The organism is Alienimonas sp. DA493, assembly GCF_043951915.1.
Classification (GTDB): domain Bacteria; phylum Planctomycetota; class Planctomycetia; order Planctomycetales; family Planctomycetaceae; genus Alienimonas.
In genome coordinates, this window is record NZ_JBINJD010000077.1 from 1 (window position 1) to 23,307 (window position 23,307).

The 23,307-nt window shown below is 72.1% G+C and carries 19 protein-coding genes; 6 read left to right on the forward strand and 13 right to left on the reverse strand.

What is annotated here, in order from left to right:
- Nucleotides 1-20 precede the first annotated feature (20 nt).
- Nucleotides 21-902 (reverse strand): bifunctional DNA-formamidopyrimidine glycosylase/DNA-(apurinic or apyrimidinic site) lyase, encoded by an 882-nt coding sequence (gene mutM / locus ACG2DA_RS12875; protein WP_395256124.1) that lies wholly within the window; start codon nucleotides 900-902, stop codon nucleotides 21-23.
- Between the two features lie 303 nt (nucleotides 903-1,205).
- On the opposite strand from mutM, the gene ACG2DA_RS12880 reads away from it, so the two are divergent.
- A complete protein-coding gene (locus tag ACG2DA_RS12880) occupies nucleotides 1,206-2,942 on the forward strand; it encodes a DUF1598 domain-containing protein (RefSeq protein ID WP_395256125.1) in 1,737 nt (578 codons plus the stop codon).
- Nucleotides 2,943-3,226: 284 nt separating this feature from the next.
- Entirely contained in the window at nucleotides 3,227-3,904 is a 678-nt protein-coding gene (locus tag ACG2DA_RS12885) for a DUF1080 domain-containing protein (RefSeq protein ID WP_395256126.1), read from the forward strand.
- Nucleotides 3,905-3,986: 82 nt separating this feature from the next.
- Here the strand turns inward: ACG2DA_RS12885 and ACG2DA_RS12890 are convergent, their stop codons facing one another.
- Together ACG2DA_RS12890 and ACG2DA_RS12895 are read right to left on the reverse strand one after the other, a co-directional pair.
- Entirely contained in the window at nucleotides 3,987-4,610 is a 624-nt protein-coding gene (locus tag ACG2DA_RS12890) for a DUF2238 domain-containing protein (protein ID WP_395256127.1), read from the reverse strand.
- A 76-nt stretch (nucleotides 4,611-4,686) separates the two neighbouring features.
- Entirely contained in the window at nucleotides 4,687-5,784 is a 1,098-nt protein-coding gene (locus tag ACG2DA_RS12895; protein WP_395256129.1) for a thioredoxin domain-containing protein, read from the reverse strand.
- Nucleotides 5,785-6,188: 404 nt separating this feature from the next.
- On the opposite strand from ACG2DA_RS12895, the gene gpmI reads away from it, so the two are divergent.
- Nucleotides 6,189-7,817, forward strand: coding sequence for a 2,3-bisphosphoglycerate-independent phosphoglycerate mutase (gene gpmI / locus ACG2DA_RS12900; RefSeq protein ID WP_395256130.1), 1,629 nt, complete (start codon nucleotides 6,189-6,191; stop codon nucleotides 7,815-7,817).
- Nucleotides 7,818-7,845: 28 nt separating this feature from the next.
- Here the strand turns inward: gpmI and ACG2DA_RS12905 are convergent, their stop codons facing one another.
- Nucleotides 7,846-8,223 carry a hypothetical protein gene (locus ACG2DA_RS12905; protein ID WP_395256132.1) on the reverse strand — a complete coding sequence of 126 codons (378 nt, stop codon included), beginning with the start codon at nucleotides 8,221-8,223 and terminating at the stop codon, nucleotides 7,846-7,848.
- A 106-nt stretch (nucleotides 8,224-8,329) separates the two neighbouring features.
- On the opposite strand from ACG2DA_RS12905, the gene ACG2DA_RS12910 reads away from it, so the two are divergent.
- Nucleotides 8,330-9,121: a YqjF family protein gene (locus ACG2DA_RS12910; protein WP_395256133.1), complete on the forward strand. Its 792-nt coding sequence runs from the start codon at nucleotides 8,330-8,332 to the stop codon at nucleotides 9,119-9,121.
- 17 nt (nucleotides 9,122-9,138) lie between these two features.
- Here the strand turns inward: ACG2DA_RS12910 and ACG2DA_RS12915 are convergent, their stop codons facing one another.
- Nucleotides 9,139-9,861 carry a DUF2062 domain-containing protein gene (locus tag ACG2DA_RS12915; protein WP_395256149.1) on the reverse strand — a complete coding sequence of 241 codons (723 nt, stop codon included), beginning with the start codon at nucleotides 9,859-9,861 and terminating at the stop codon, nucleotides 9,139-9,141.
- A gap of 297 nt (nucleotides 9,862-10,158) precedes the next feature.
- On the opposite strand from ACG2DA_RS12915, the gene ACG2DA_RS12920 reads away from it, so the two are divergent.
- Nucleotides 10,159-11,514, forward strand: coding sequence for a formylglycine-generating enzyme family protein (locus tag ACG2DA_RS12920; RefSeq protein WP_395256134.1), 1,356 nt, complete (start codon nucleotides 10,159-10,161; stop codon nucleotides 11,512-11,514).
- Between the two features lie 131 nt (nucleotides 11,515-11,645).
- On the forward strand, nucleotides 11,646-13,556 hold the full coding sequence (locus ACG2DA_RS12925) for an ABC-F family ATP-binding cassette domain-containing protein (RefSeq protein ID WP_395256136.1): 1,911 nt from the start codon (nucleotides 11,646-11,648) through the stop codon (nucleotides 13,554-13,556).
- 9 nt (nucleotides 13,557-13,565) lie between these two features.
- Here the strand turns inward: ACG2DA_RS12925 and ACG2DA_RS12930 are convergent, their stop codons facing one another.
- The 8 genes from ACG2DA_RS12930 to ACG2DA_RS12965 all read right to left on the reverse strand — a co-directional run bounded on the left by ACG2DA_RS12930 (nucleotide 13,566) and on the right by ACG2DA_RS12965 (nucleotide 23,117).
- The gene (locus ACG2DA_RS12930; protein ID WP_395256137.1) at nucleotides 13,566-14,717 is read right to left on the reverse strand and encodes a helix-turn-helix domain-containing protein; all 1,152 of its coding nucleotides are present in this window, start codon (nucleotides 14,715-14,717) and stop codon (nucleotides 13,566-13,568) included.
- Between the two features lie 2 nt (nucleotides 14,718-14,719).
- Entirely contained in the window at nucleotides 14,720-16,525 is a 1,806-nt protein-coding gene (locus tag ACG2DA_RS12935; protein WP_395256138.1) for a hypothetical protein, read from the reverse strand.
- 44 nt (nucleotides 16,526-16,569) lie between these two features.
- Nucleotides 16,570-17,088 (reverse strand): hypothetical protein, encoded by a 519-nt coding sequence (locus tag ACG2DA_RS12940; RefSeq protein ID WP_395256140.1) that lies wholly within the window; start codon nucleotides 17,086-17,088, stop codon nucleotides 16,570-16,572.
- Nucleotides 17,089-17,149: 61 nt separating this feature from the next.
- Nucleotides 17,150-18,547 (reverse strand): AI-2E family transporter, encoded by a 1,398-nt coding sequence (locus ACG2DA_RS12945; protein ID WP_395256142.1) that lies wholly within the window; start codon nucleotides 18,545-18,547, stop codon nucleotides 17,150-17,152.
- Between the two features lie 79 nt (nucleotides 18,548-18,626).
- Entirely contained in the window at nucleotides 18,627-18,770 is a 144-nt protein-coding gene (locus ACG2DA_RS12950; RefSeq protein ID WP_395256144.1) for a hypothetical protein, read from the reverse strand.
- Nucleotides 18,771-18,891: 121 nt separating this feature from the next.
- Nucleotides 18,892-20,127 carry a hypothetical protein gene (locus ACG2DA_RS12955; RefSeq protein ID WP_395256145.1) on the reverse strand — a complete coding sequence of 412 codons (1,236 nt, stop codon included), beginning with the start codon at nucleotides 20,125-20,127 and terminating at the stop codon, nucleotides 18,892-18,894.
- A 566-nt stretch (nucleotides 20,128-20,693) separates the two neighbouring features.
- The gene (locus ACG2DA_RS12960; protein WP_395256146.1) at nucleotides 20,694-22,046 is read right to left on the reverse strand and encodes a PQQ-binding-like beta-propeller repeat protein; all 1,353 of its coding nucleotides are present in this window, start codon (nucleotides 22,044-22,046) and stop codon (nucleotides 20,694-20,696) included.
- A gap of 75 nt (nucleotides 22,047-22,121) precedes the next feature.
- Nucleotides 22,122-23,117 carry a DUF1559 domain-containing protein gene (locus ACG2DA_RS12965; RefSeq protein ID WP_395256147.1) on the reverse strand — a complete coding sequence of 332 codons (996 nt, stop codon included), beginning with the start codon at nucleotides 23,115-23,117 and terminating at the stop codon, nucleotides 22,122-22,124.
- Nucleotides 23,118-23,307 lie beyond the last annotated feature (190 nt).

Sequence of the window (23,307 nt, forward strand, 5' to 3'; positions counted from 1 at the left end):
CGGCTCCAATCTCCCCCCGCTCAAGCCTGGCAGGTCGGGCAGTGGAACGTGCTGCGTTGGGCCTGGACGGTGCGGAGAATCTCCGTGCCGCAGCGGGGGCAGGGGGCGCCGGCCCGTTGGTAGACGCGGTGCTCGTTGCGGTAGCGGCCGGGATCGCCGAGGGCGTTTCGGTACGTGCCGTCCGACAGCGTGCTGCCCTCGTATTCGATCGCCTCGGTCAGCACCGCCCGCACGGCGGCGGCGAGAGTCCGCACCTCTTCTTCCCCCAACGCGTTCCCCGGCCGGTCGGGGGCGAGGCGGGCGTGGAACAGGGCCTCGCTGGCGTACAGGTTGCCCACGCCGGCGGCGATCTTCTGATCGAGCAACGCGACCTTCACCGGCCGGCCGGTGCGGGACAGGCCGGCGGCGAGGGTGGCGGTCCACTCTTCCGGACTCAGCGCCAGCGGGTCCGGGCCGAGCTTGTCCGGGCCGAGCCGCTGCTCCAACTCGCCCGGTTCGTAGAGGGTGACGGTGCCGAGCCCGCGGCGGTCCCAGAACCGCAGGGCGGGGTAGGCCGAACCGCCGTCGGCGGCCGGGCCGAGCGTCCATTCGAGCCGGACGTGATCCCGCGTGGGCGGATCGCCGAGCAGCATCAGCCCCGTCATGCGGGGCTCGACGGCGAGCGCCCGGTCGTTGGAGAGCCGCAGCACGACCCGCTTCGCCCGCCGCTCGACGGCTGCGACGACCGCTCCCCGCACCCGGGCGGCCATCGCGGAGAGGCCGGGGGAGAGGGCGATCGGCTTGAGCGGCTCGCCGGCGGCGTTCACCCCGCCGCGGGGGCGCCGCAGGGCCGTGATCGTTCGCCCGACGACGTGCGGCCGCACGCCCCGTACCATCGTTTCGACCTCGGGCAGTTCCGGCACGGGGCGGCGGTTTCCGGTGGACGGGGGGCGAAGTGGGGAACGACGGGCGGGCGCGATTTTAGCGGCGGGACCTCTCCTGTCGGCCGCCGGACGCGGATAGGCCATGAAAACAGGGCCGGGAGCACAACGGCTTGACGCTGCCCGCGGGGCTGTCGATTCTGAAGAATGGCGGTCGGCCCCGCCCGCGGCTCGCGCACACTCCCCGTCGATCGCCCGTTTTCCGGGACGTTCGATCGGGTCACGCGGCGAGCTCCGTCCGTGTCCCGGACCCGTCCGCCCCCGTCCCCCTGCCCGGAGCGCCCCGTGCGTCGTCGTCCCCACCGCCCCGCCGGGGTGTTCCTCTCCCTGGCGCTCGCCGCCTCGCCCCTGGTCGCCTCCGAAGCGACGGCGAACGACGGCGACGCCGTGCGGGCCCACCTCGCGGCCGGCGAGTTCGGTCCCGCCGCCGAGTTGGCCGTCGGCGACGACGCGCTGCTCGCGCAGGTCGCCGCCGCCCAGTTCGAAGCCGGCGCCCAGCAGGCCGCCGCCCGCACGCTCAGCCGCATGACCGCCACCCGGGCCGACGGCCGCCCGGTCCGCGGCGCCGACGCGGCCGGCGGCGACGACAGCCTCGCCGGCGGTGTGATGGCGGACTTCCAGTCGCTGATCGACCTGATTCAAACCACCACCGGCGGTCTGGAGAACGGCGGCGGCTGGGAAGAGATCGACGGCGAAGGCGGTTCGCTGGAGGAATACCAAAGCGGCGTGCAGGTCGACCCGCTCGGCAAGATGGCCGCCCTGACGATGCGGGAACGGGCCGACCGCCTCGCCGCCCTCGGCTTGTCCGCCCAACTCGCCGAGCTGAACGACGACGTCGCCGCCCGGTCCGACCTGCGGCTCGTCTCCCTGCGGGGGCTGGAAGCGGAGGTCGCCGAGCGTCTCGCCGAGGGCCGTGCGCTGCCCGGTTCGATGCGGCACCTCGCCGGTCTCACGCAGGTGCAGTACGTCCTGCTGGTCGAACCGACGGCCGATCAGCCCGGCGACATCCTGCTGGGCGGCCCGGCCGCCGGCTGGAGCACGGACGAGGCCGGCCGCGTCGTCACCGACGACGGCCGCCCGGTGCTGCACCTGGATGACCTCGTGACCGTGCTGCGGACCTTCTCCGACGCCGGCAGCGGCATCTTCCAGTGCCTGATCGTGCCGCGGCAGGAAGGGCTCAAAGCCGTGAAGGACTACGCCGAGGCCTCGCAGGCCGGCGGCCCGCTCTCCGGCCCCTCCGCCACGCGGCAGTTCGTCGCCGGGCTGGGCAAGGCGCTGGGCGAGCAGGACGTCGTCTACAACGGCGTGCCCGCCGACAGCCGCGTCGCCCGGGTCATCGCCGAGGCCGACTACCGGATGAAGCTGATCGGGATCGACAAGGTGCAGGGCGCCGGCATCCAGAGCTACTTCGACCTGCTCGGCGCCAGCGGGAACACCTCCGGCGTGCCGATGAAGGCCCTGCGGTGGTGGCTGACGACCGACTTCGACGCCGTGCTGCACTCCGCCGACCGGGACGTGTTCGAATTCGTCGGCAGCCGCGTGCTGTGCAAGAGCGAGGACGAGTTCATCAACGCCGACGGCACCCGGCAGCAGACCGGACAGAGCAGCGCCGTGAACAGCCAGTTCGCCGCGGAGTTCACCAACAAGTTCCAGGCCCTCGCCGCCGAGGATCCGGTCTTCGCCGAACTGCAAAACATCTTCGATCTGTCCCTCGTCGCGGCGCTGATCTCCGCGGAGAACCTCGACGAGCGGGCCGGCTGGCACGGCGACGTGTTCGCCCAGGAAGCCCTCTACCCGGTCGAAACCGCCGCCGAGATCGCCACGGTCGACACCGCCGTCAACCACCGCGTCTACCGCGGCGGGGAGGTCGTCGTGCAGGTGGCCGGCGGCGTCCGCGGCGACCTGAACCGCGTGCTGGCCGACAGCGAGGTCTACAAGACCGGCGTCCGTCTGCAGAACAAGTTCGACGACGGGGAACTCGAACGCCCCGCCGGCCGCTGGTGGTGGGACGCGGCGAAGTGAGCCGCGAGCGCTTCCGCTGACAATCCGACGCCCCGGCCGTCCCCCGACGGCCGGGGCGTTTTCGTGCATGGGGAGTGAAGACGACAGCGCCAACCCGAAGCGTCAGCGAGGGCGTCGTCTGATCCGTCGGCCCGCGGCCGACGCCCTCGCTGACGCTTCGGGTTGGTGCGGCGGAGAGGCGCTGCGATGGGAGAGCCGGCGCCGAACTCCGTTGCGTCTGCCGATGGGTCGCGGACAATGCCGGTCCGGTTTTCTTGATCAAACTCCTTAAAAAGACGCTCCCGATGCGACGCCTCGCCCCGCTGCTGACCTCCGCCGCCCTGCTGGTCCTCTCGCCCGCCGCCCCGGCCGATCACCATGAACAGGGGGAGAAGGACGGCGACGGCTTCACCGCACTGTTCGACGGCGAGAGCCTCGACGGCTGGGAGCAGCGGAACGGCAAGGCCACCTACAAGGTGGAAGAGGTGGACGGGGCCCCGGCGATCGTCGGCCGCACCGCCGAGGGCAGCCCGAACTCCTTCCTCTGCACCAAAGATACGTACGGCGACTTCGTGCTGGAGTTCGAGGTCAAGCTGCCCACCAAGGACCTGAACAGCGGCGTGCAGGTCCGTTCCAGCAGCAAGGGCGGCACGAAGGACGGCCGCGTGAACGGCCCGCAGGTGGAGATCGAGTCCAGCCCCGGCGACGCCGGCTACGTCTACGGCGAAGCGATGGGCGGCGGCTGGCTCGACCCCGTCGAGGAACACACCAATAAGGACGCCTTCAAGAACGGCGAGTGGAACAAATACCGCGTCGAAGCCAAGGGCGACAGCATTCACACCTTCATCAACGGCGAACCCGTCTCCACCCTTAAAAACGAACGGGTGCCGGCCGAGGGCTTTATCGGCCTGCAGGTCCACAGCTACCGCGGCCCGCACCCGGGCGTGGTGATGTGGCGGAACATCCGCATCAAGCCGCTGTGACCCCGGTCCGCCTTCGCTGACCGTCGATCGACCCGGACGCTTCGAGCGTCCGGGTCGTTTGCTTGCGCGCCGAATTGCACGCTCAGGCGGCCCGTCGGGCCAGGCGCCACGCGATCGGCAGGGCCAGCAGCGCCCCGAGCCCGGCAAGGAACATATCCTTCTGGGCGTCCCATTGATCGCCCTGCAGGCCGTTGTAGCGGTCGGCGAAGGCCGGTTCGAGCAGCGCCGTCAGCGACCATTCGAATACCTCGTACGCCGCGGCGATCGCCAGCAGCAGACAGACGCCGAACCCGCTCGCCCAAGCCGGCTTCATCCCGCCGAATCGGGCGGCGATTTCCGCCGCGACCGGGACGAGCAGCAGGCCGGAGGCGAAGTGGACCAGCCGGTCGAAATGGTTTCGCCCGTCCGGCCCGCCCAGCGAGAACAACGTCAGCCGCTCCCCGCCCGGCACGGTCGAATAGAGGAACCGGGCCGCGACGGCGTGCAGCAGGAAGAAGATCGCCACCCCCGCGGCCGCCGGCCCGCTGATCCAGCCGCGTCGCCCGCCGACCCACAGGGCTGCCAGGGCCAGCGGCGTGCCGAGGTGCTGGAGGAATTGCTCCCACGGGTGCGGGGGAGCGACCGCGGAGAGCGCCGTGACCGCCGCGACGGCGCCGGCGAAGCGTCCCGGCCAGGGGGTGGGCCGGCGGCGGGCGGGGTTTGACATCGCTTCAACATGACGCTCCGCCCGCCCGAGCGCCGGCTCGGACGGGCGGAGGTTTACATCGAACCGCGGCCGAGCGTCAGGAGCCCATCGGTTCCTTCGTCCCCTCCGCAGCCGCGGCGGCGGGAGCGGCGGCGAAGTCGGCGGCGCTGGGGTAGATCCGCTGCGGCAGGACGTGGCCGGCGGGGTCGGCGATGAAGGCCCGGCGGCTGGCCTCGGTGGCGTGCAGGTAGAGCTGGCCGTCGTAGAAGGCCGCGAACTCCGCCCGCCCCGGCACGGCCCGGGCCGTGGTGGAGAGCAGGTGCGGGTCGTAGCCGCTGAGCTGCGGGGCGTACCGGCTGGGGTTGGCCCGGAACTTGGCCAGGGCGGCGGCGTCCTTCAGGCGGTAGGCGACCCCGCCGACGCTCCAGGCGTACTTCGCCTCGCCCTTCTCCCACACCTTACCGTCCACCAGCGAGACCGGGCAGTACCCCTTCAGGCCCAGTTCGATATGCCCCGGGCCGCGGCGGCGGGCCCATTCTTCCAGCAGTTCGGCCGGGTCGCCCGGCTCGCACTTGGGGCACTCCAGCAGGTCGGCGGCGTCGCTGGCGGGCAGGTGAGCGGCGACGCGGGAGAGCCGGCCGGCGTACCCGGCGACGTCGGTCGGGCCGACGGCCCGCGTCAGCAGGGTGCCGTCCGACTGCAGGAAGACGTCGGCGGGCAGGGCGGTGACGCCGTATTCCTCGGCGAGGTCCTCGTGCTCGTCCACGTCGACTTTCACGCCGACGACCCCGTCGCCGCCCAGTTGGGCCAGCACGGCCGGCTTGCCCAGCACCTCGGCCTCCATCTTCTGACAGGGCCGGCACCACTCCGCGTAAAAGTGCAGCACGACCGGGCGGTCGGTGGCGGCGGCGGTCACGCGGGCGGTTTCGACGTCCTCCACCCAGCGGCCGGCCTCCGGCTTGCCGTCCGGCTCCGCGGGGGCGAGTTGGTTGCCGACCGTCGCGAGATCTGCCGTTGCGTCCTTCGCGGCGGTGGAGCTATTGCTCGGTCGGTAGCCCGCGGTTCGCTCCGCAGGCCCTTCGCCCCCGTTCGCCGCGACCGACAGGCCCAGGCTCAACGCCAGGACCACCGGGCCGACGCCGCAAAGCCGCGGCCGGGAGGGAACGGGGAGCGTGCCGAAACGGAGGTGCAGCATTCGAGCTCGTCTCACGGTCGGGTTGGGGTGGCCCCGCGAACGGGGCGGGGCAGGAGCTTTGGGGGGACCCCACGGGCTGTTCGGGTCACGTGCCCCCTTCGGATTGGCGGGGACCTTACGGTTCGCCGGGGGTTATGCAAGCCAGCGGTGGGCGGATCCCCGAGCGGGGAGGCCGGGGTCGCCCCGCAGGCGACCCCCGTTCCGTCCCCTTGGGAATGGCGGGAGACGGACCAGACAGACCCCGGGAAAAAATTTTCGATCGCGTCCACCCCAACTTTTCGGTGCGTCGTTCTGATGCAGGTCCGCCCGCGGTTCTGTCCGGGGGCGGAGGCGGTGCGGTTGCGAGTCCGGCGGGCGGAACGAAGATGGCCGCGCCCGCCGCATCCTTCCGCCGTCGCCCCCGCATGCCCGCCGCCCACCGCCCCGTCGTTCTGATCATCCGCGACGGCTGGGGCCACAACCCCCGTTCCGATCAGGACTTCTGCAACGCCACCGTGCAGGGCGCCACGCCGGTCAGCGATCGGCTGCTGGCGGAGTACCCGCACGTGCAGATCAAAACCAGCGGCACCGACGTCGGTCTGCCGCCGGGCGTGATGGGCAACAGCGAGGTCGGCCACCAGAACCTCGGCGCCGGCCGGATCGTCGACCAGGAGCTGATGCGGATCACCAACGCCGTCACAAGCGGCGCCTTCCAGGAGAACTCCACCCTGCTGGAGGCCGTGAACCGGGCGAAGAGCAGCGGCAAGGTGGTCCACCTGCTCGGTTTGCTGTCCGACGGCGGCGTGCACAGCCACATCGACCACTGCCTCGCCCTGGTCGACCTTTGCAAACGGGCCGGGCTGCCGGCGGATCAGCTGGCCGTGCACGTCATCACCGACGGCCGCGACACCGCCCCCAACGGCGGGGCGGAGTACGTGAAGACCCTGGAGGCGAAGCTTGCCGAGGCCGGCTACCCGCCGGTCGCCAGCGTGATCGGCCGGTTTTACGCGATGGACCGGGACTTCCGCTGGGACCGCGTGCAGAAGGCCTACGACCTGCTGCTGGGCCGCGGCGGGCAGCCGACCGACAGCGCCGGCGCCGCCCTGGCGGCGTACTACGAGAACCCTACGGAGCCGGAGCGGGCCGGCGACGAGTTCGTCGCCCCCTACTACACCAACTACCCCGCCGGGACCGGCCCGAAGAACGGCGGCCGCATCGCCGACGGAGACTCCGTCATCTTCTACAACTTCCGCGGCGACCGTCCGCGGGAGATCACCAAGGCGTTCGTGCTGGACGACGCGGACTGGGGGGCCATCAAGGGCGGCGGGTTCGACCGGGCTCCGGTGCCGCAGGACCTCTTCTTCTGCACGATGGCCCGCTACGAGACCGGCCTCGACACGCAGGTCGCCTTCGAAAAGCCGCCGAAGATGAAGGGCATCCTCGGGGACGTGGTCGGCGCCGCCGGGCTGACGCAGTTCCGCTGCGCTGAAAGCGAGAAGGCCCCGCACGTCACCTTCTTCTTCAACGACTACCGCGAAGACGCCTTCCCCGGCGAGACGCAGTTGGAGATCCCCTCGCCCCGGGACGTCAGCACCTACGACCAGAAGCCGGAAATGAGCGCCCGCGGCGTGACCGACGCCGTGCTCGATCAGATCGCCAAGGACGGGGCGGACTTCATCCTCGTGAACTACGCCAACGGCGACATGGTTGGCCACACCGGCGTGCTGGAGGCCGCCGTGAAGGCGGTGGAGGTGGTGGACGGCTGCGTCGGCGAGATCGTCGACGCCGCGCTGGCCAAGGGCGGGGCGCTTGTCGTCACCGCGGACCACGGCAACTGCGAGCAGATGGTCGACCTCGAGTCCGGTCGCCCGCACACCGCCCACACGACCTACGACGTGGACCTGGTCGTCGTCGCGGAGGACCTGACCTCCAAGGGGACCGGTGGCCGCACGCTGCGGGAGGGCGGCCGCCTGGCGGACGTCGCCCCGACCGTGCTGGACCTCCTCGGGGTCGACAAACCGGCCGAGATGACCGGCGAAAGCCTGCTGGCGTAATCCGGACGGCGGCCGGGGCGGTCCGCGATCAGTTCGCGATCAGGCCGAACCAGACGAACCCGCCGGCGGCCGCCGCGAACGCGACCAGGGCGGCGATCTTCCCGAGCGTCCCGTACCCGTGGAACCGCGGGTGCGGGGTCCAGAAGAAGTGGGCGTGCAGGAAGGCCGCCGCGGCGAGGGCCGCCGCGGCCACGCACAGCGCCTCCGCCCCGTGCAGTTCCCACCACCGCAGCGGGCGGCCGCCGACGAACGGCATCCGCCCCCGCCACAGCCCCCGCACCCCGTGCAGGGCGAGGATCGCCGGCAGGATCGCCCCGAACAGCCCCCGCGACACCGGGTGGTCCGGCGCCGCGTCGGCCAGCGATTCGACGGCCTCGACAAAGCGTTCGGAGTCGCGGCGGAGCATCAAGACGGGGGACGGCGGCGAGGGCGGAGACGTTCCGAACGCGATCCGGCCCGGACTGGTTCATCGCACTCCGTTGGATTCGCGGCGCCGCTGCGGATCGCTCCCCATGGTCCTGCCCCCCGCCGCCCCGCCGAACGACGAGATCGACCGCCTCGCTCTGACTGCGCGACCGGCTGGACGACCGGCGGGCTATCAGTCGTGGCGGCATCTCACGTTTCTGCACTGGCGCGTCGAGCCGGAGGTCGTGGCGAAGACGCTCCCGGCGGGGCTCGAACTGGACACGCACGACGGCGCCGCCTGGATCGGACTCGTGCCGTTCCTGATGACCGGCGTGCGACCGCGGTGGGCCCCGGCGGTCCCGGGCGTGTCGACGTTCCCGGAGACGAACGTCCGCACCTACGTCACCCGCAGGAACGCGCGGGGCGAACGGGAGCCGGGCGTCTTCTTCTACAGCCTCGACGCCGCCAAATGGCTCGCCGTGGCGATTGCCCGTACGGCGTGGCGGCTGCCGTACTTCCGGGCGGCGATGACCGTGACCCGCGACGGCGACCGCACGCGGTACGAAACCCGCCGCCTCTGGCCCGGCCCGCGCGGGGCGGGGGGCCTGATTGAAGTCGCCGCGACCGGCCCGGCGGGCGCCGCGGCACCCGGTACGCTCGACCACTTTCTGGCAGAGCGCTACCTGCTGTTCACGCCCGCTCGGGGCCGCATCCTCCGCGGTCAGGTGCACCACGCGCCGTACCCGCTGCGGCCGGCGCGGGTCGAGCGGCTGAGCGATTCGCTCGTCGCCGCAGCGGGATTCCCGGGGCTGTCCGGTGCGAGCCAGGAAGCCGGTCGCCCGCCGGACCACGTGCGCTCCAGCGACGGCGTGGACGTGGAGGTCTTTCCCCTCTCGTAACGTCGGCCCAGCGGACCCTACGCCTTCCGCGACCGCCACTTCACGACGGACCACCGCGTGATCGGGTAGCTCGCCAGGGCGCAGGCGCCGCCGACGACCACGGAGCCGATCAGCATCGGCCAGCCGACCCGCAGCACGAGGTCCTTGACGGTCTCCCACCAGTCCGCGAGGCCCTCGTACTCCAGCACCCCGGCCAACTCCGCCTTCGTCAGGTCGCCGGAGACGAACAGCGTGCCGACTTCGTAGTCGAACCAATAAATCGCGAGCATCGTCAGCGGGTTCGAGATATAAACCGTGACGAGCGACGCCTTCACGTTGAAGTTGAAGAACGGCTTGCAGCAGTAATAGAAGGCCAGCACCAACATCATCTGCACGCCGACGGTGGGCGTCATGCCCCAGAAGAACCCCACGGCCACGCCCAACGCGATCTGGTGCGGGGTGTCCTCCAGCCCGAGGACGTAGTTCAACAACGTCCGCGGACTGCTCCACCACTGGAGCTTCTGCCCGGCGGGGGCGTCGTCGTCCGGGGGATCGTCCGCGGCGACCGGCGGGGCGTGCTCGTCCGGGATCCAGCGCTCCGGCGGGTGAATTTCGCCCGGGGGGATCGGCGGGGGCGGGTGATGGGCCTCGCCGGCGGAGTCGGGGGGCGGTTCGATCGTGGCGGCGCCGGCGGGGGACGGGGCGGACCGGTCGTCCCGAGACCCGGCGGCGGGGCGGGGAGCCGGGGCGGTCATGAGCACGGGGGACAACCTATTGGGGCGGGCGACGCGGGCGGGGGAGTGCCGTGGGAGCCCAGGGGCGGGGCGTCGAACCGGCCCCGGTCGGAACGAATCGCGATCGACGCTTGATCGAACCGGGGGCGGCGACGAGGGGGCGACCGGAGCGGCGCCCGATTCTAACGTCCGTCGCGGCGGACGCCGCCCCTCGATCGCCGCTTTGCCCGCGTCGGGGGCTGGGGCGTACCATACGGCCCGCACCGCCCGACCCGGGGCGGCCCCGATCCGTCCGTTGAGCGTTCCCCGACGATGAGCCCGCCCGTGCCCCGCCGCCCCGCCCCCGCGGTTCCCGTCGCCCCGCTCCGGTTCCCGACCTGGCTGGCCGCGGGGGGCCTGTCGCTCGGTGCGCTCCTCCTGACCGGCTGCGGGTCGGAACTCGACGCCGCCGCCGAGCCCGTCGCCGCCGAGGCCGCAGCCGCCGAGCCCGTCGCCGCCCTGACAGCTCAACAGGAGGTCGCCCCGCCGGCTCCCGCCGAACCGACCGCCGAGACCGCCGACCCGATCGCCGCCGCGGAGGCTGCCGCCGACGAGCCGCGGGTCGCTCCGGAGTCGCCCGCCGGCGACGGCATGGTCGCGATCCCGGGCGGCTCCTTCCGCATGGGCACCGTCGATCCGCCCCGGCTGCACGGGGACGAATCGCCGGTGCGGGAGGTGACCCTCTCCCCCTTCTGGATGGACGAGACGGAGGTCACCAACGACGAGTTCGCCGCCTTCGTGGCCGCGACCGGCTACGTCACCGCCGCCGAAAAGCCGATCACCCGGGAGGACCTGGAGGGGATGGTTCCCGACGAGTTCCTCGCCAACATCCCCGAGGAGGGCCTCGAACCCGGCAGCGTCTGCCTGAGCCCCACCTTCGACCGGCGGATGGCCGCCTACATCGGCGAGAACCCCAACCTCGTCGTGCAGGCCGGCGTCTGGCAGATGCAGGACGGGGCGAACTGGCGCCACCCCGAAGGCCCCGGTTCGGACCTCGTCGGCAAGGGCGATCATCCGGTGGTGCACGTCAGTTGGGACGACGCCGTCGCCTACGCCAAATGGGCCGGCAAAAAGCTCCCGACCGAGGCCCAATGGGAGTACGCCGCCCGGGCCGGGCACGAGGGCCGCGAATACCCCTGGGGCAACGTGCTGCTCCCCGAGGGCGAGGACGGCAGGACGGAGCACCGGGCGAACATCTATCAGGGCAAATTCCCCTTCGAGGACAGCGGCGCCGACGGCTACACCCGCTCCTCCCCCGTGAAAGCCTTCCCGCCCAACGACTGGGGCCTGTACGCGCTCAGCGGCAACGTCTGGGAGTGGTGCCGCGACTGGTATCGCCCGGACTACTACGCGACCGGCCCGGACGTCGACCCGCCCGGCCCGGCGGACAGCTTCGACCCGAACGAACCGAACCTGCCCAAACGGGTGCAGCGGGGCGGCAGCTTCCTGTGCAGCGACAACTACTGCACCGGCTACCGAGTCGCCAGCCGCATGAAGGGCGACCCCGGCACCGGCAGCTTCCACTGCGGCTTCCGCTGCGTGGTCGAGGACGTCGACGCCTGGAAGAACGCCCCCCGCTGGACGGCCAACGCCTCCGCGGACGCCCCCGCCGCCGAGAGCGAACCCGCCGGGGCCGAGTGACCGCGGCGGGGCGATCGTCCGGTCGCCCCGTTCCCGCCCCGCGACTCGCCCACTACACTTCCGGTCTGCGCCCCCGCCGGCCGTCGTTTCGTCCCCGCTCGTCTCCGCCGTCTTCCCCCGCCGCCCGCGTTATGGTTCTGCTGTCCGCCGCCGATCTGTCCCGGCAGTTCGACCGCACGCCGGTTTTTAAAAACGTCACCTTCGACGTGCGGGCCGGCGAGCGCGTCGGCCTCGTCGGCCCCAACGGGACCGGCAAGACGACCCTGATGCACTGCCTGATCGGCCGGGAAACGCCGGACACCGGCGGCGTGACCACCCCGCAGGGGGCGACCGTCGGGCTGCTCGAACAGGAAGCCCAGTTTCCTCCCGGCCGCACGCTGATGGACGAGGCCAAAGCCGGCCTCGCCCATTACTACGCGCTCCATAAAGAGAGCGAAAAGATCGCTCACAAAATGGCGGAGGTCTGGGAGGGGCCGGAGGCGGAAAAGCTGCACCGCCGCTTCGACGCCATTCAGGAGGAGCTGACCCGCCACGACGCCTTCGAACTGGACTATAAAGTCGACGAGGTGCTCGGCGGTCTCGGCTTCACGAAAAGCCAGTACGACGCGGACCTCGCCGAGATGTCCGGCGGCCAGCGGAGCCGGGCGATCCTCGCCCGGTTATTGCTGTCCGACCCGGACGTGATGCTGCTGGACGAACCGACCAACCACCTCGACGTCGCCGGCACGGAGTGGCTCGAAGGCTACCTCCCGCGGGTCGGCGGGGCGGTGATCGTGGTCTCTCACGACCGCTACTTCCTCGACAACGTCACCACCCGCACCTTCGAACTGCTGGGCGGGACGCTGCATGAATACAAAGGCAACTTCAGCACCTACCGGGCCCAGCGGGAGGAGCGCCTGAAGGTGCTCGAACGCACCGCCGAGAAGCAGCGGGACACGATCGAGAAGGCGGAGCGGTTCGTCGCCAAGAACCGCTACGGCACCAAGAGCAAACAGGCCCAGAGCAAGCTCAAATCGATCGCTCGGCTGGAGGAGGACCGCGTCGAGGTGCCGGTCTACGACGAGTCCGGTCCGCGGATGAAGTTCACCGCCGCCGACCGCACCGGCGATAAAACGCTGGAGATCGAAAATCTCTCCAAGGGCTTCGACGAGGGGCCGCTGTTCGAGAACGTCAGTTTGCGGGTGGAGCGCGGCGACCGTATCGGCGTCGTCGGGCATAACGGCTGCGGCAAGACGACCTTTTTGAAGTGCGTCGTCGGCGCCCTCCCGCCGGACAGCGGGACGGTTACCGAGGGGGCGAACGTGCGGGTCGGTTACTTCGACCAGCGGTTGGAGAGCGTCGGCGAGAACGAAACCGCCGTGGATGCCGTCCGCCCGCCCGGCGACGACCCTTTCAATCCGGGCTTCGGCCGCAGCATGCTGGCCAAATTCGGCGTGAAGGACGAAATGGGGCTGATGAAGGTCGGCGCCATGAGCGGCGGCGAGAAAACCCGCGTCGCCCTCGCCCGGCTCGCCACCGGCAATTACAACACGATGGTGTTGGACGAACCGACCAACCACCTCGATCTCTGGAGCCGCGACGCCCTCGAACGGGCGCTGCTGGAGTTCGGCGGGACGCTGCTGTTCGTCTCGCACGACCGCTATTTTATGGACCGCATCGCCACGAAAGTGCTCGTCTTCACGCCGGAGGGGGTGAAGTTGCACGAGGGCAATTATTCGGACTACGTCGCCTTCCGCGACGCCACCAAGGCCGCCGAAGACGCGGAGGCCGCCGCCCAGGAGGCGAAGAAGGTCCCCGCCAAAGCCTCCGCGAAGAACGGGGCCGCGGACGCGAAATCGAAGAGGTTCCCCTATAAACCGGCGGAGCAGATCGAAGCGGAGATCGCCGAGACGGAGGAGGCGATCGAGTCCTTGCAGGTCGAACTCGCCGCCCCGGAGGTCGTCCGCGACGGCGCCGCCGCGAAAAAGGTCCGCCGGAAATACGATCAGGCGAAGAGCCGGCTGGCCGAACTGTGGGAGCACCTCGAAGAGGTCGCCGGTTAGCGGGCTCGTTTATCGAGCTTTCAACGCCTTGCGGATCGCGGCGACGTTCGCCCGGAACGCGGCGTCGCCCTGTTCCCGCTCCGCGAAGCGTTTGAGGGCGTGCATCACCGTGCCGTGGTCGCTGCGGCCGAAGTGGCGGGCGACGGCGGCGAGCGGTTCGCCGGTTAATTCGCGGCAGAGGGCCATCCCCGCCTGCCGGGCCGGCACCACCGCGGCGGAGCGGCCCGGTCTGCGGAGTTGATCGACCGTCAGCCCAAACCGCCCCGCGACCGCCCGACTGACGGCCGCCAGCGTGGGCGGCGGCCGGTCCGGGGCGGCGTTCTCCCGGCCGGCGAGCAGCGCCGCGGCGATCTCCTCGCTCCAGCCGGTCGTCCCCGCCGCCCGGGCTAGTTCGGTCAGGCGGTCCGCGATCGCCTCCAACTCCCGCACGGAGGTCCCCGCCAGCGCGTTCCCCAGCCGCCGCAGGGCCTCCGGCGTCGCCGCGATGCGACGACGTTCCGCGAATCGCCCCAAGATCGTTGCGACGGACTCCCGGCCCGGGGCGTTGAGACTCACGCAGACTCCCCCGCGGAGTCGATCGGTGAGTCGTTGGGAGACAGCGGGGAGTTCGCCCGGAAGGCCCGGCCCGCTGAGGACCGCCCGGCCGCCCGATTGCTCGACCGCGTCGAGGGCGGCGAGCAGCAGGTCCTGGGTTTTCGGCTTGGCCCGGACGCCGGCAAGGTCCTCGACGATCAGCAGCCGGGCGGAGAGCAGGTCCTCCCGCAGCGGGCCGGGGAAGCCGCCGGCGAGGGCCTCGTCCAGCGCCGCCGCCAGCCCGGCGCCGGTGAAGCGGACGACGCCCGCCGCTTTCCGCTCGGCCGCGGTGCGGAGGGCGCCGGTGGAGCGATCGAGCCGCAGCAACTCGTCGATCAGCCGCGTCTTGCCGCAGCCGGCCGGGCCGTACAGGTAGAGCCGCGGGCCGAGCGCCGGGGAGGCGGCTGGTTCTTCCTCGGCGTCGGCGGGCGGGACGGATTCGGCGAGCGCCCGCACGGCGGCGAGGGCGGCGGCGTTCTCCGGGATCTCCAGCAGCGGGGTCGGACCCCGGTCGGCGACGGCCGCCGTGCCGGGGCCGCGCAGCGTCGGGGCGAACCGGGAGCGGGCGCCGTCGGGCCGCTTCGCCACGGTCAACGCCCTCCGTCGCCTGGCATCCGGGCGGCCGGCATCCGGGCGGCGGTCCGTTGGATCACGCCGCCCTCCCGCGTCGGGGCGTCGCCGCCCAGCCGTTGGGCGAGCGCGGCGACGCGGGACAGGTCGCCGGTCGCTTCGCCCCAGCGGCCGGAGAGGTCCGCGAGGAAACGGGTCTCGGTCGCTTCGGCTTGGGCGCGCAGGGCCGCCGCGCGGTCGGCGGCGGCCCGGCCGACGACCGGGCGAAGAGCGGCGACGAAGCGTTCGCCGGCGTCGGTCTCCAACTGCCAAACCGGCCGCGACGCCGGGCCGGAAAGGTGCAGCGAACCGCTCAGCCCGTCCAGCGTCGCCGCGGCGGCGTTCACCGTGCGGGCCAGCGCCGCCTGGTCGGGCGGCGTTCCCGCCGGGGCGTCGCCGCCGCCCAGACGGGCGGTGAGGCGGAGATCGACGGCCCCGTTCAGATCCGCGTCGGCCCCGCGGCCGGTCAGCCGCAGGCGGGCGGTCCAGTTCAGCCCGGCCGGCTCGCCGTCGCCCGGGCCGGCGATCGGCACCGGCACGCGGGCGACGGCCGCCCGCGCCCCCTGCGGCACCGCGGTGGCGACCCGCAGTTCCACGTTCGTCACCGGCTCCCCGCCGGAGGCGTCGTGCGTGAACAACAGGGCGAACCGGGGGGCGTTCCCGTCGAGGTCCGTCGCCTGCGGATCGGCGACGGCGGTGAAGGACCCGGCGACGGGGCGGCCGTGCAGGGCCGGGTCGCTGGTGAGACCGGTCAGCGTGCCGGCGAAGGGGAGCGGGCCGTCGGCCGTCGGCAGGGCGCCGGTGACGGCGAGGTTCTCCAGCAAGACCGCCGGCCGCGGATCGGCGAGGGGGAAGGGCACGCGGACGCCCCGCCGCGGCGGGGGCGGGGGAGCGAGGGCGTCGGGTTCTCCCAGGCGCTCTCGCAGCCAGTGGGTGACGGCCAGCGTCGCCGTGAGCCGCTGCGTCAACGCCGGGCCGAGCAGCGACCGGGCCGCGGCGTCGGCGTCCGGTGGGGCGGCGGCGAACGCGTCGAGCCGTTCCGCGTCCCGCCGCCTGGCGGCGGCGAGGGCGGCCCGGTCCTCGGCGGCTCGCACCGCCAGGGCGGGCAGTTCCCGTCGCAGGGCCTCCGCGTCGGCGGCCAGCGTGCGGGCCTGTCCGGCGACGTCCCCGGCGTTCGTCGGGTCGGAAAGAACCCGCGAGCGGCGCTCCAACTCGGCGGCCCGGGCGGCGAAGGCGTTCAGCCGGTCCTCCCACTCCCCCCGCAAGCGGCGGGCGAGACGAACGGTTTCCAGTTCCTCAGTCGGCGTCGGACCGCCCCCGCCCAGCAGGTCCGGCAGATCGCCCAGTGCCCCGTCGAAGTCGTCCAACCCGTCGCAAACGGGCAGCAGGGCGGCGGGGTTCGGCAGGGCGAGGCGGAGCGAATCGGACTCACCGGCGGGGAGGTCCCGCGGGGCGCCGAAGGTCAGCCCGGTCAGCGTGCCGGCCGTGACGCGGACCCGGCCGCGGAGCAGTGCGGCGGCGTCGAGATCCCCCGTCAGCCGGTCGAACGACACGAGGTTCCGCCCCGGCCGCTGCGGGTCCGGCAGGGCGAATTCGGACAGGTCGATCCGCGGGGGGAACGCGGCGGTGCGGAGCGTCGCCAACTCCGGCCGGGCCCCGGTCGCGCGGCCGACGATCCGCACCGAGGCGTCGCGCAGCAGCGGGTCGAACCCGAACGCCAGGAACGCCCACAGCCCCGCCGCCAGGACGACGCGGGGCAGCAGGTAGCGGCGTGCGAGCAGCGGCACGCGGTTCCGCCCGGACTCTCGCCGAGGTTCGATGCGAGGTGCGGTCACGGCGCCTCCCCGGCGAGGCGGTCGGCGGTCCGCCAGTCGGTCCACGCGGCGGCGAGCGCCCGGTGGGCGGCCAGGGCGCCGCGGTGCAGGGGCCAGGCGGCGGCGGCGCCGACCAGCAGGGCGGCGAAGGCGACGGTGTTGTCCCACCCCAGCCAGGCCCCGCCGGGCAGGGCGAGCAGCGGGGCGAGGCCGCCGCGAACCGACGGGGCGCTCAGCAGGGCCAGCCCGAGGCGGTGCAGGTAAGGATCGAGCAGCGGGACCAGCGCCGTCGCCGCCAGCGCCGCCCAGGCCGCCGCGGCGAGGTTCAGCCGAACCGCCGCGACCGCCAGCCCCAGCGCGCAGGCGGTGGCGTTCTCCTTGGGCAGCAGACCGAACCAGAATCCCAGCGTCACCCCGCGGGCGGTCTCCTCCGCGGTTCCGCAGCAGACCCCGACGAGGCCGTCCACCGCGACCCGCAGCGGTTCGCTCCGCCGGGCGATCGGCCCGGCGGACGCGGCTTCCGGCGAGAACGACACGGCCGACCTTCCCCCAGTCTTTCGGACCCCATCCGGTCGTGCGGACCGGCGTTCGCGGGGTTTAGGTCGCCGCGACGGAGGGGGTCAACGGCGGGTGGGCGTCCGCGGTCGGCGGCGGGGGCGCGGCAGAGCGGGGCGCCGCCTCCGGCGGGCGGCGGGCAGCGACGGCGGAATCGAATCGTTCCCGGGAGAACTCCCGCAACTCCGTGTTGAAGATCTCCAACAGCGTGTGCAGGCAGGCCGCGACCACCGGGCCGACGAACACCCCCCAGATGCCCATCACCTTCAGACCCCCCAGCACGCAGACGAAGGCCAGCAGCGGGTGAAGTTTGGCGTCGCTGTTGAGCACCAGCGTGCGGATCACGTTGTCCAGCGTGCCCACCACCACGGAGCCGAACAGCAGCAGGAAGGTCGCCGCGATCGGGCTGTCGTGCAGGTAGAGCCAGATCACGCAGGGCCCCCACACCAGCCAGGTGCCGGCCAGCGGGATCAGGGCCGACAGCGTCCCGGCGACGGCGAAGGCGACGAAGTGCCCCAACCCGCAGAGCTGAATGGCGATCGCCGTGAGAATCCCCTGGGCCGCCGCGGCGAGAAACGTGCTGAGCACCACCGCCCGCAGCACGGTGTCGAACCGGTCGAGCAGGGCCTGCTGGTATTCCGTCTGCACCGGAACCAGTTCCCGGGTTCCCTGCAGCAGCGCCGGGCCGTCGCAGAGGAAGTAGTAGAGGCCCACGCCGAACATCGCCAGGGCGATCAGCAGCTCGACGGCGTTGCCCAACACCCCCGCGGCGACGCCCACCCCCGCGGCGGCGGGCAGGTCCCGCCCGCCCTGCACGACGGCGGCCCGGAGTTCCGAATATTCCGCCGGCAGCAGCCTCGCGGCGGAGGCGATCAGATCCTGTTCGCCCTCCGCCGGCGGCTCGATCTTTAACGCCTCCCGCACGTCGGCGGCGATCAGCATGCGGTAGTCGAAGTCCTCTCGCCCGGCGGCGTCGGCCATCTCCCCCTTCAGTTGGGCGACGCGCGTGCGGGCCGCCTCCGTCAGATCGATCAGGTAGGAGCCGGCCGCGAACGTCGCCGCGGCGGTCGGCAACAGGATCAGCCCCAGCACCGCCGCCGTCACGACCCCCGCCGCCACCCGCCCGCGGCGGTTCAGCCGGCGTCGCAGCCGCATGTACCACGGCCGGCACAGCACCGCGACGACCCCCGCCAGAAACAGCGGGAGCAGAAACGGCGCCACCACCTTGTAGAAGGTGATGCCCAAGAACACGATCAGCGCGGACAGGGCGCCGAGGCTGATGATCCGGGCCAGATTGAGCCGCGACCGCGGTTCCCGATTCGCCCGCCCGGCGGCGTCCTCGACGCGCCGCGGCAGGGGCTTCGAGGGAGCGGGCCTTGTTGGCCGGGGGCTCGACGGCACGGGCGGCGACGGGTCGGCGGGGGGGGCGTCGTCAGTCACGAACGGAGTCTAACGGAGCCGACGCCGTCGCGGATCAACGCTGGAGCGCTCCGCCCGCGCACGGTCCCCCCTCTCACCGTCAGAGGGGTTCGATCTCTCGGACCGCCTGCCAATCGGGAAGCCGGCCCTGCTCGCTCATGAACCGCTCGAACCCGACGCCTTCGCCGTCGGTGACCGCCGTCCGGTTTGCCCAGACGGTGTCGCACTCGAAGCACATCACCATTTCTTCGCTGACCCCATCCACCGCCGCTCGGCAAAGCGCCGTCTGTCCGCAGTACGGACACGGTGTGACGTGAGATTGCATAGCGTTCGCTTCGTCGCCCCTGAGAGGTGCAGAGAGTCGATCAGAAAGGCGTCGACACGAAAGTCTTCCACGCCCCTGCCAACTCCGGCAGCACGGCCGGGAGGATCTCCCGCAGGGCGGTTCGATCTTCGTCGCTGAGGTGGGCAAACTCCTCGCCGTGTGTCACCTCGTACAGGCGGCGGTAGAGGTAGCCCCGCACCTCCTTCGGCAGGTGGGCGAAGCCGTCGGAGTGCACCGTGTAGCTGCACGGGTAGCGGAACAGCCGGGTTTCCAGGTCGAACTGCCGCAGCGACCGGCCGGCGTCGTCGAAGGGGCCGCGGGCGGCGAAGGCCTCGGCGAAGCCGCTCGTCCCCGTGACCGGGTGGTCCAACGGCGTCTCCCCCTCGAATAGCAGGTGGGCGAGCAGGTCCTCGGCCTCCGCCCGCCACGCCGCGTCCGGTTCGTCGGCCGTGCCGGCCTCCGCGGCGATGCGATAGGCGTAGCCGGTGCGGACCATCCGGTTGTGGGCGTCGAGCTGGTGCTCCAACGTCATCAACGCCACCACGTCGCTGTGCGGCGAGCGGTAGGCCGAGGCGTCGAACCGTCCGGACAGGTCGGTGACGTTCCGGCCGGCGGCGTTCTCCGCCAGTTCGTCCCACTGCTCCGGGCGGTCGGTGGGCAGGGTGAGGTTGCCGCGGTGGCGGGCCGGGCCGGTTGTACCGGTGACGTACCAGCCGCCGAAGCGGTCGGCGAGCGGCGTGCCGTGGTCCGGCCGCACATCGCGGGCCGGCAGGGCGGGGCGGCCGGTCTCGTCGCTGAACACGCTGCGGACCAGCAGCCCCGGCACGTCCAACGTCCGCGGCCCGGCGTGGCAGACGGTGCAGCTCATCACCTCGCGGTCGATGAGTACCTCCGGCGGCCCGCCGGAGTTCCACGTCAGCAGGTCGACAGTGTGGAACGACAACCCGAGCCCCGGGTCGGAGACGATCACCTCCAGAAACCCGCCCGGCACGTGCCCGACATAGGCGTCGTCCGAGAAATAAATCGCCCGCGGCGTCTCCGGCCCGACGAGGTCCTTCTGCTGGCTGAGCTTCGTGAAGTTCAACACCTGCGACTCGACCGGGACTTCCAACGCCTCGAGCAGCGCCGGCAGCAGGCCGTGCCGGTCGTCGATCGGCAGCGTCCGCCGGCCGGCGTCGAGGTCGTCCGCCAGCCGAGTAAGGGCGTTCTCCGCGGTCGCGGAGGCGTAGTAAATCGGCCCCGCCTCATACCGCAGCGGCGGCCCGGCGGAAACCATTCTCGCGCCGAACGCCAACAGGAACAGAGCGGAGGCAATCCGCGAACGGGATCTCAAAGCGTCACGCATGAGGGAGTATAGACCGGCGGGCTCTCTTCGGCCGGGCTCGATGCTCACCCCGCGGCGTGCCGGACAGACGCGACGCCCATCGTCGCCCATCCCGCGGTAAAGGCAGCGTAGGCAGACATGACGCTCCGGAGCCGGCCCTCAAAGGAGAAGGCCCTCATTGACCGCCGTGCCGACCATCGCAATCAGCCAGGAGAGGGTTCCGACCATCAGAAACGACGTGATGACCGAACCTCGTCCGAAGACGAAGGACGACGATGCATAAATAAATGACCGCCGAGACTGCGTGCAGTGCGAGCGCGATCGAGCCGCTCGAAGAAAAGATGTACCAGGGGGCCCCGAGGAGCGCCGCGAGAGAAATCTCAAGTCGCCACGATTCTTTTTCGCCTGAGGGTCGGGTCATCGTCGGGTCGTCGTAAGTCCCGCTGGTTCGAAGCCCCGTGCTGTACGGCAGCCGTACGGCACGGGGCGTCGTCGGTCTGCCGCTTAGACCGCCCGGCTCACTCCGCCGACAGCCGGTAGAGCTTGGAACCGGTGCGGATCAGCAGGCCGGCGGGGTCGGCGGCGACGCCGTATTGGGTGATGCCGCTGAACATCGCCGCGGCGCCGGCCCGCTGCGGATCGTCCTCGGGGGCGAGGTCCGGGTTCGCCTCGGTCGCGCCCTCCTCCCACACGCGGCTGGTGGCGAGCAATTCGTACTCGTCGCCGGCCGCCACGGTCGCCGTGATGCCGTCCTTGCCGAACAGGTAGATCCGGTCGCCCGCCGCCAGCGGGGTGGCCCAGCAGCCGCCGGCCGGGGTGCGGGAGGCGTACAGCTGCTCGCCGGTTTCCGCGTTCAGGCAGAACAGCACGCCCTGCCGGTTCACCCAGTAGGCCCGGCCGTCGTGCACGATCGGGGAGGCCCAACTGACGGTGAGGTCCTCGTCCGTCCACAGCTTCTCGGCGGAGTAGCCGTCGTCGGTTTTCGTCACCTTCACCGCCCCGTTGGAGATGCGGGCGGCGTCGGCGTCCTCGCCCCCGCGGCCGGGGCTGGCGGCGATGAGGAACGACCCGTCCGCGTACGGCAGCGGCGTGGCGGCGGTGTTGCCGCCGACCTCGCCCAGCGACCACAGTTCCTCGCCGGTCGCCGGGTCGTAGCCCTGCACGCCGCCGCCGGAGGAGACGACCACGTGCGGCTCGCCGTTCACCGGCACGATCGCCGGGGAGGCCCAGCTCTTCCGGTTCTCGCCGCGGTCGGCCGTCCAGAGGATGCCGCCGTCCGCCTTGCGGATCGCGATCAGCACGGACGGGCCGCTCGGGTCGTCCTTCAGCACGAACAGCGTGTCAGCCGTCTGGCAGGGGGAGGAGCCGAGGCCGAACTCGTTCTGAAACCGGCCCACCTTCTTCCACAGGGGGACGTGCCAGAGGTACTCGCCATCGTGATCGAGAGCGTACAGGTCGCCGCTCTCGAAGAAGGGATACACGGCGTTGCGGTCCACGCAGGGCGTCGGGGCGGCCCGGGAGACGTACAGGGTGTTCTCGACCGGGTCGGAGCTGTTCGTGGTCCGATGCCACAACGTGTTGCCGGTCTTCAGATCGATGCCGAGGACGTGCAGCGCCTCCTTCTCCCGACCGGAAACGGCGGTGACGAAGGCCCGGTCGTCCCACACCACCGGGGAGCTTTGCCCGTGCCCGGGCAGGTCGGCGGTCCACTTCGGGGACTCGGGGGTCCACTCGACGGGGATCGCCGCGGGGTCCGGCGCCGTCGCCCCCTGTCCGAGGAACGCCGGCCAGGCGGGCGGCCCGGCCTCGGCGGCGTCGGCCGCGGCGGGGGCGAACGACAGGGCGGCGATCAGCAGCGGGGCGGCGAGCATCGGACGGGGCGGCCGGGGAGGGAACGGGGCGGGCGGCAGTGTAAGCCGCCCGCCCCCGGATCGCCCGGGCGGCGGTCAGAAGGCGTCCTCGACCACCTCGCCGCCGGCTCGCGTCGCCAGCGCCCGCCAGGTCTCCAAGGCGACGCCGTCGCTGACGAACTGCACGCTGCCGTCGCACAGGGCGAGTTGCACGCCCCCCGAGTGGGCGCTGCGGGCGGCCGTCAGCGCGTGACTGTGGTAGCCGTTGTGACAGTCCGGCGCCTCGGCGTTCGGCGTGTAAAAGTGGTTGTACATCGCGTCGGCGTAGTGCCCGTTGATCCACTTCGCCCCCCGCTGACCGGACCACGCCGGGGCGGCGTCGGCGAGGCAGGCGTCCGGGGTCGTCGGCGTGCCGTCGGGCAGTTCGATCACGCGGCGGCGGGGATCGCCCTCGGCCGGCGGTTCGTCCGTGCCGTCGCCCAACAGCTGTTCGCCGAACACGACGGTGTGCGTCACGCCGTCCCGCAGATCGCGGAAGCCGATCGCGGACCGGGAGAAGATCACGCCGGTTCCGTTCGCGGCGGCGCCGTCGTTCGTCGCCCCCGCCCCGGTGCAGGCGGGATAGCTGAGCCCGCCGAACTCCGAGCCCGGCACCCGGTCGCCGTCGCTGGGGCAGAGCAGCAGGGGGAGGGCCTGCTTCGCGGCGGCCTCGTTCGCCGCGGCCTCGGTGAGAAACCCGAACGTCAGCGGGGGGACGTCGAAGTCCAGCAGCCCGTGCAGATTCGCCTGCTCGACGTACGGCAGGAGCTGGGCCTGAGCCGACCAGACCATCGGAAAGCCCAGCGAGCCCGGCGGGAAGACGCGGTGCGTCGATTCGTAGTTGTGCAGCGCCAGCGCGAGCTGCTTGAGGTTGTTCTTGCACTGGGCCCGCCGGGCGGCCTCGCGGGCCTGTTGGACGGCGGGCAGGAGCAGGCTGACGAGGACCGCGACGATCGCGATCACCACCAGCAGTTCGATCAGCGTGAAGCCCCGCCGGGTCGGCGTTTGCGGTCGGGACGGACGGGCGGGAAAGAAGCGGTTTTGAATGCGCACGGGAAAGCTGTGGGGGCGGGACGGACCGCGGGCGCTCCCCGATTACAAAGGGGAAAGGCCATCGCGGACCGCGACGAACGGGGGGCGACCCCGCTTTGCACCGACGCCCATGCGTCGGCCCCGGGGCCGCGTTAGAGGAGAGGAGCCGCGGCGCCCGACCGCGGCGGGGGCGTCGGCGGGTCGAGCGTCA

Bases quoted from the DNA above. Each gene is read 5' to 3' on its own strand.
- ACG2DA_RS12885 (WP_395256126.1), top strand. From the start codon at position 3,227: ATGCGACGCCTCGCCCCGCTGCTGACCTCCGCCGCCCTGCTGGTCCTC.
- ACG2DA_RS12890 (WP_395256127.1), bottom strand. From the start codon at position 4,610: ATGTCAAACCCCGCCCGCCGCCGGCCCACCCCCTGGCCGGGACGCTTC.
- ACG2DA_RS12895 (WP_395256129.1), bottom strand. From the start codon at position 5,784: ATGCTGCACCTCCGTTTCGGCACGCTCCCCGTTCCCTCCCGGCCGCGG.
- gpmI (WP_395256130.1), top strand. From the start codon at position 6,189: ATGCCCGCCGCCCACCGCCCCGTCGTTCTGATCATCCGCGACGGCTGG.
- ACG2DA_RS12905 (WP_395256132.1), bottom strand. From the start codon at position 8,223: ATGCTCCGCCGCGACTCCGAACGCTTTGTCGAGGCCGTCGAATCGCTG.
- ACG2DA_RS12910 (WP_395256133.1), top strand. From the start codon at position 8,330: ATGGTCCTGCCCCCCGCCGCCCCGCCGAACGACGAGATCGACCGCCTC.
- ACG2DA_RS12925 (WP_395256136.1), top strand. From the start codon at position 11,646: ATGGTTCTGCTGTCCGCCGCCGATCTGTCCCGGCAGTTCGACCGCACG.
- ACG2DA_RS12950 (WP_395256144.1), bottom strand. From the start codon at position 18,770: ATGGTGATGTGCTTCGAGTGCGACACCGTCTGGGCAAACCGGACGGCG.
- ACG2DA_RS12955 (WP_395256145.1), bottom strand. From the start codon at position 20,127: ATGGTTTCCGCCGGGCCGCCGCTGCGGTATGAGGCGGGGCCGATTTAC.
- ACG2DA_RS12960 (WP_395256146.1), bottom strand. From the start codon at position 22,046: ATGCTCGCCGCCCCGCTGCTGATCGCCGCCCTGTCGTTCGCCCCCGCC.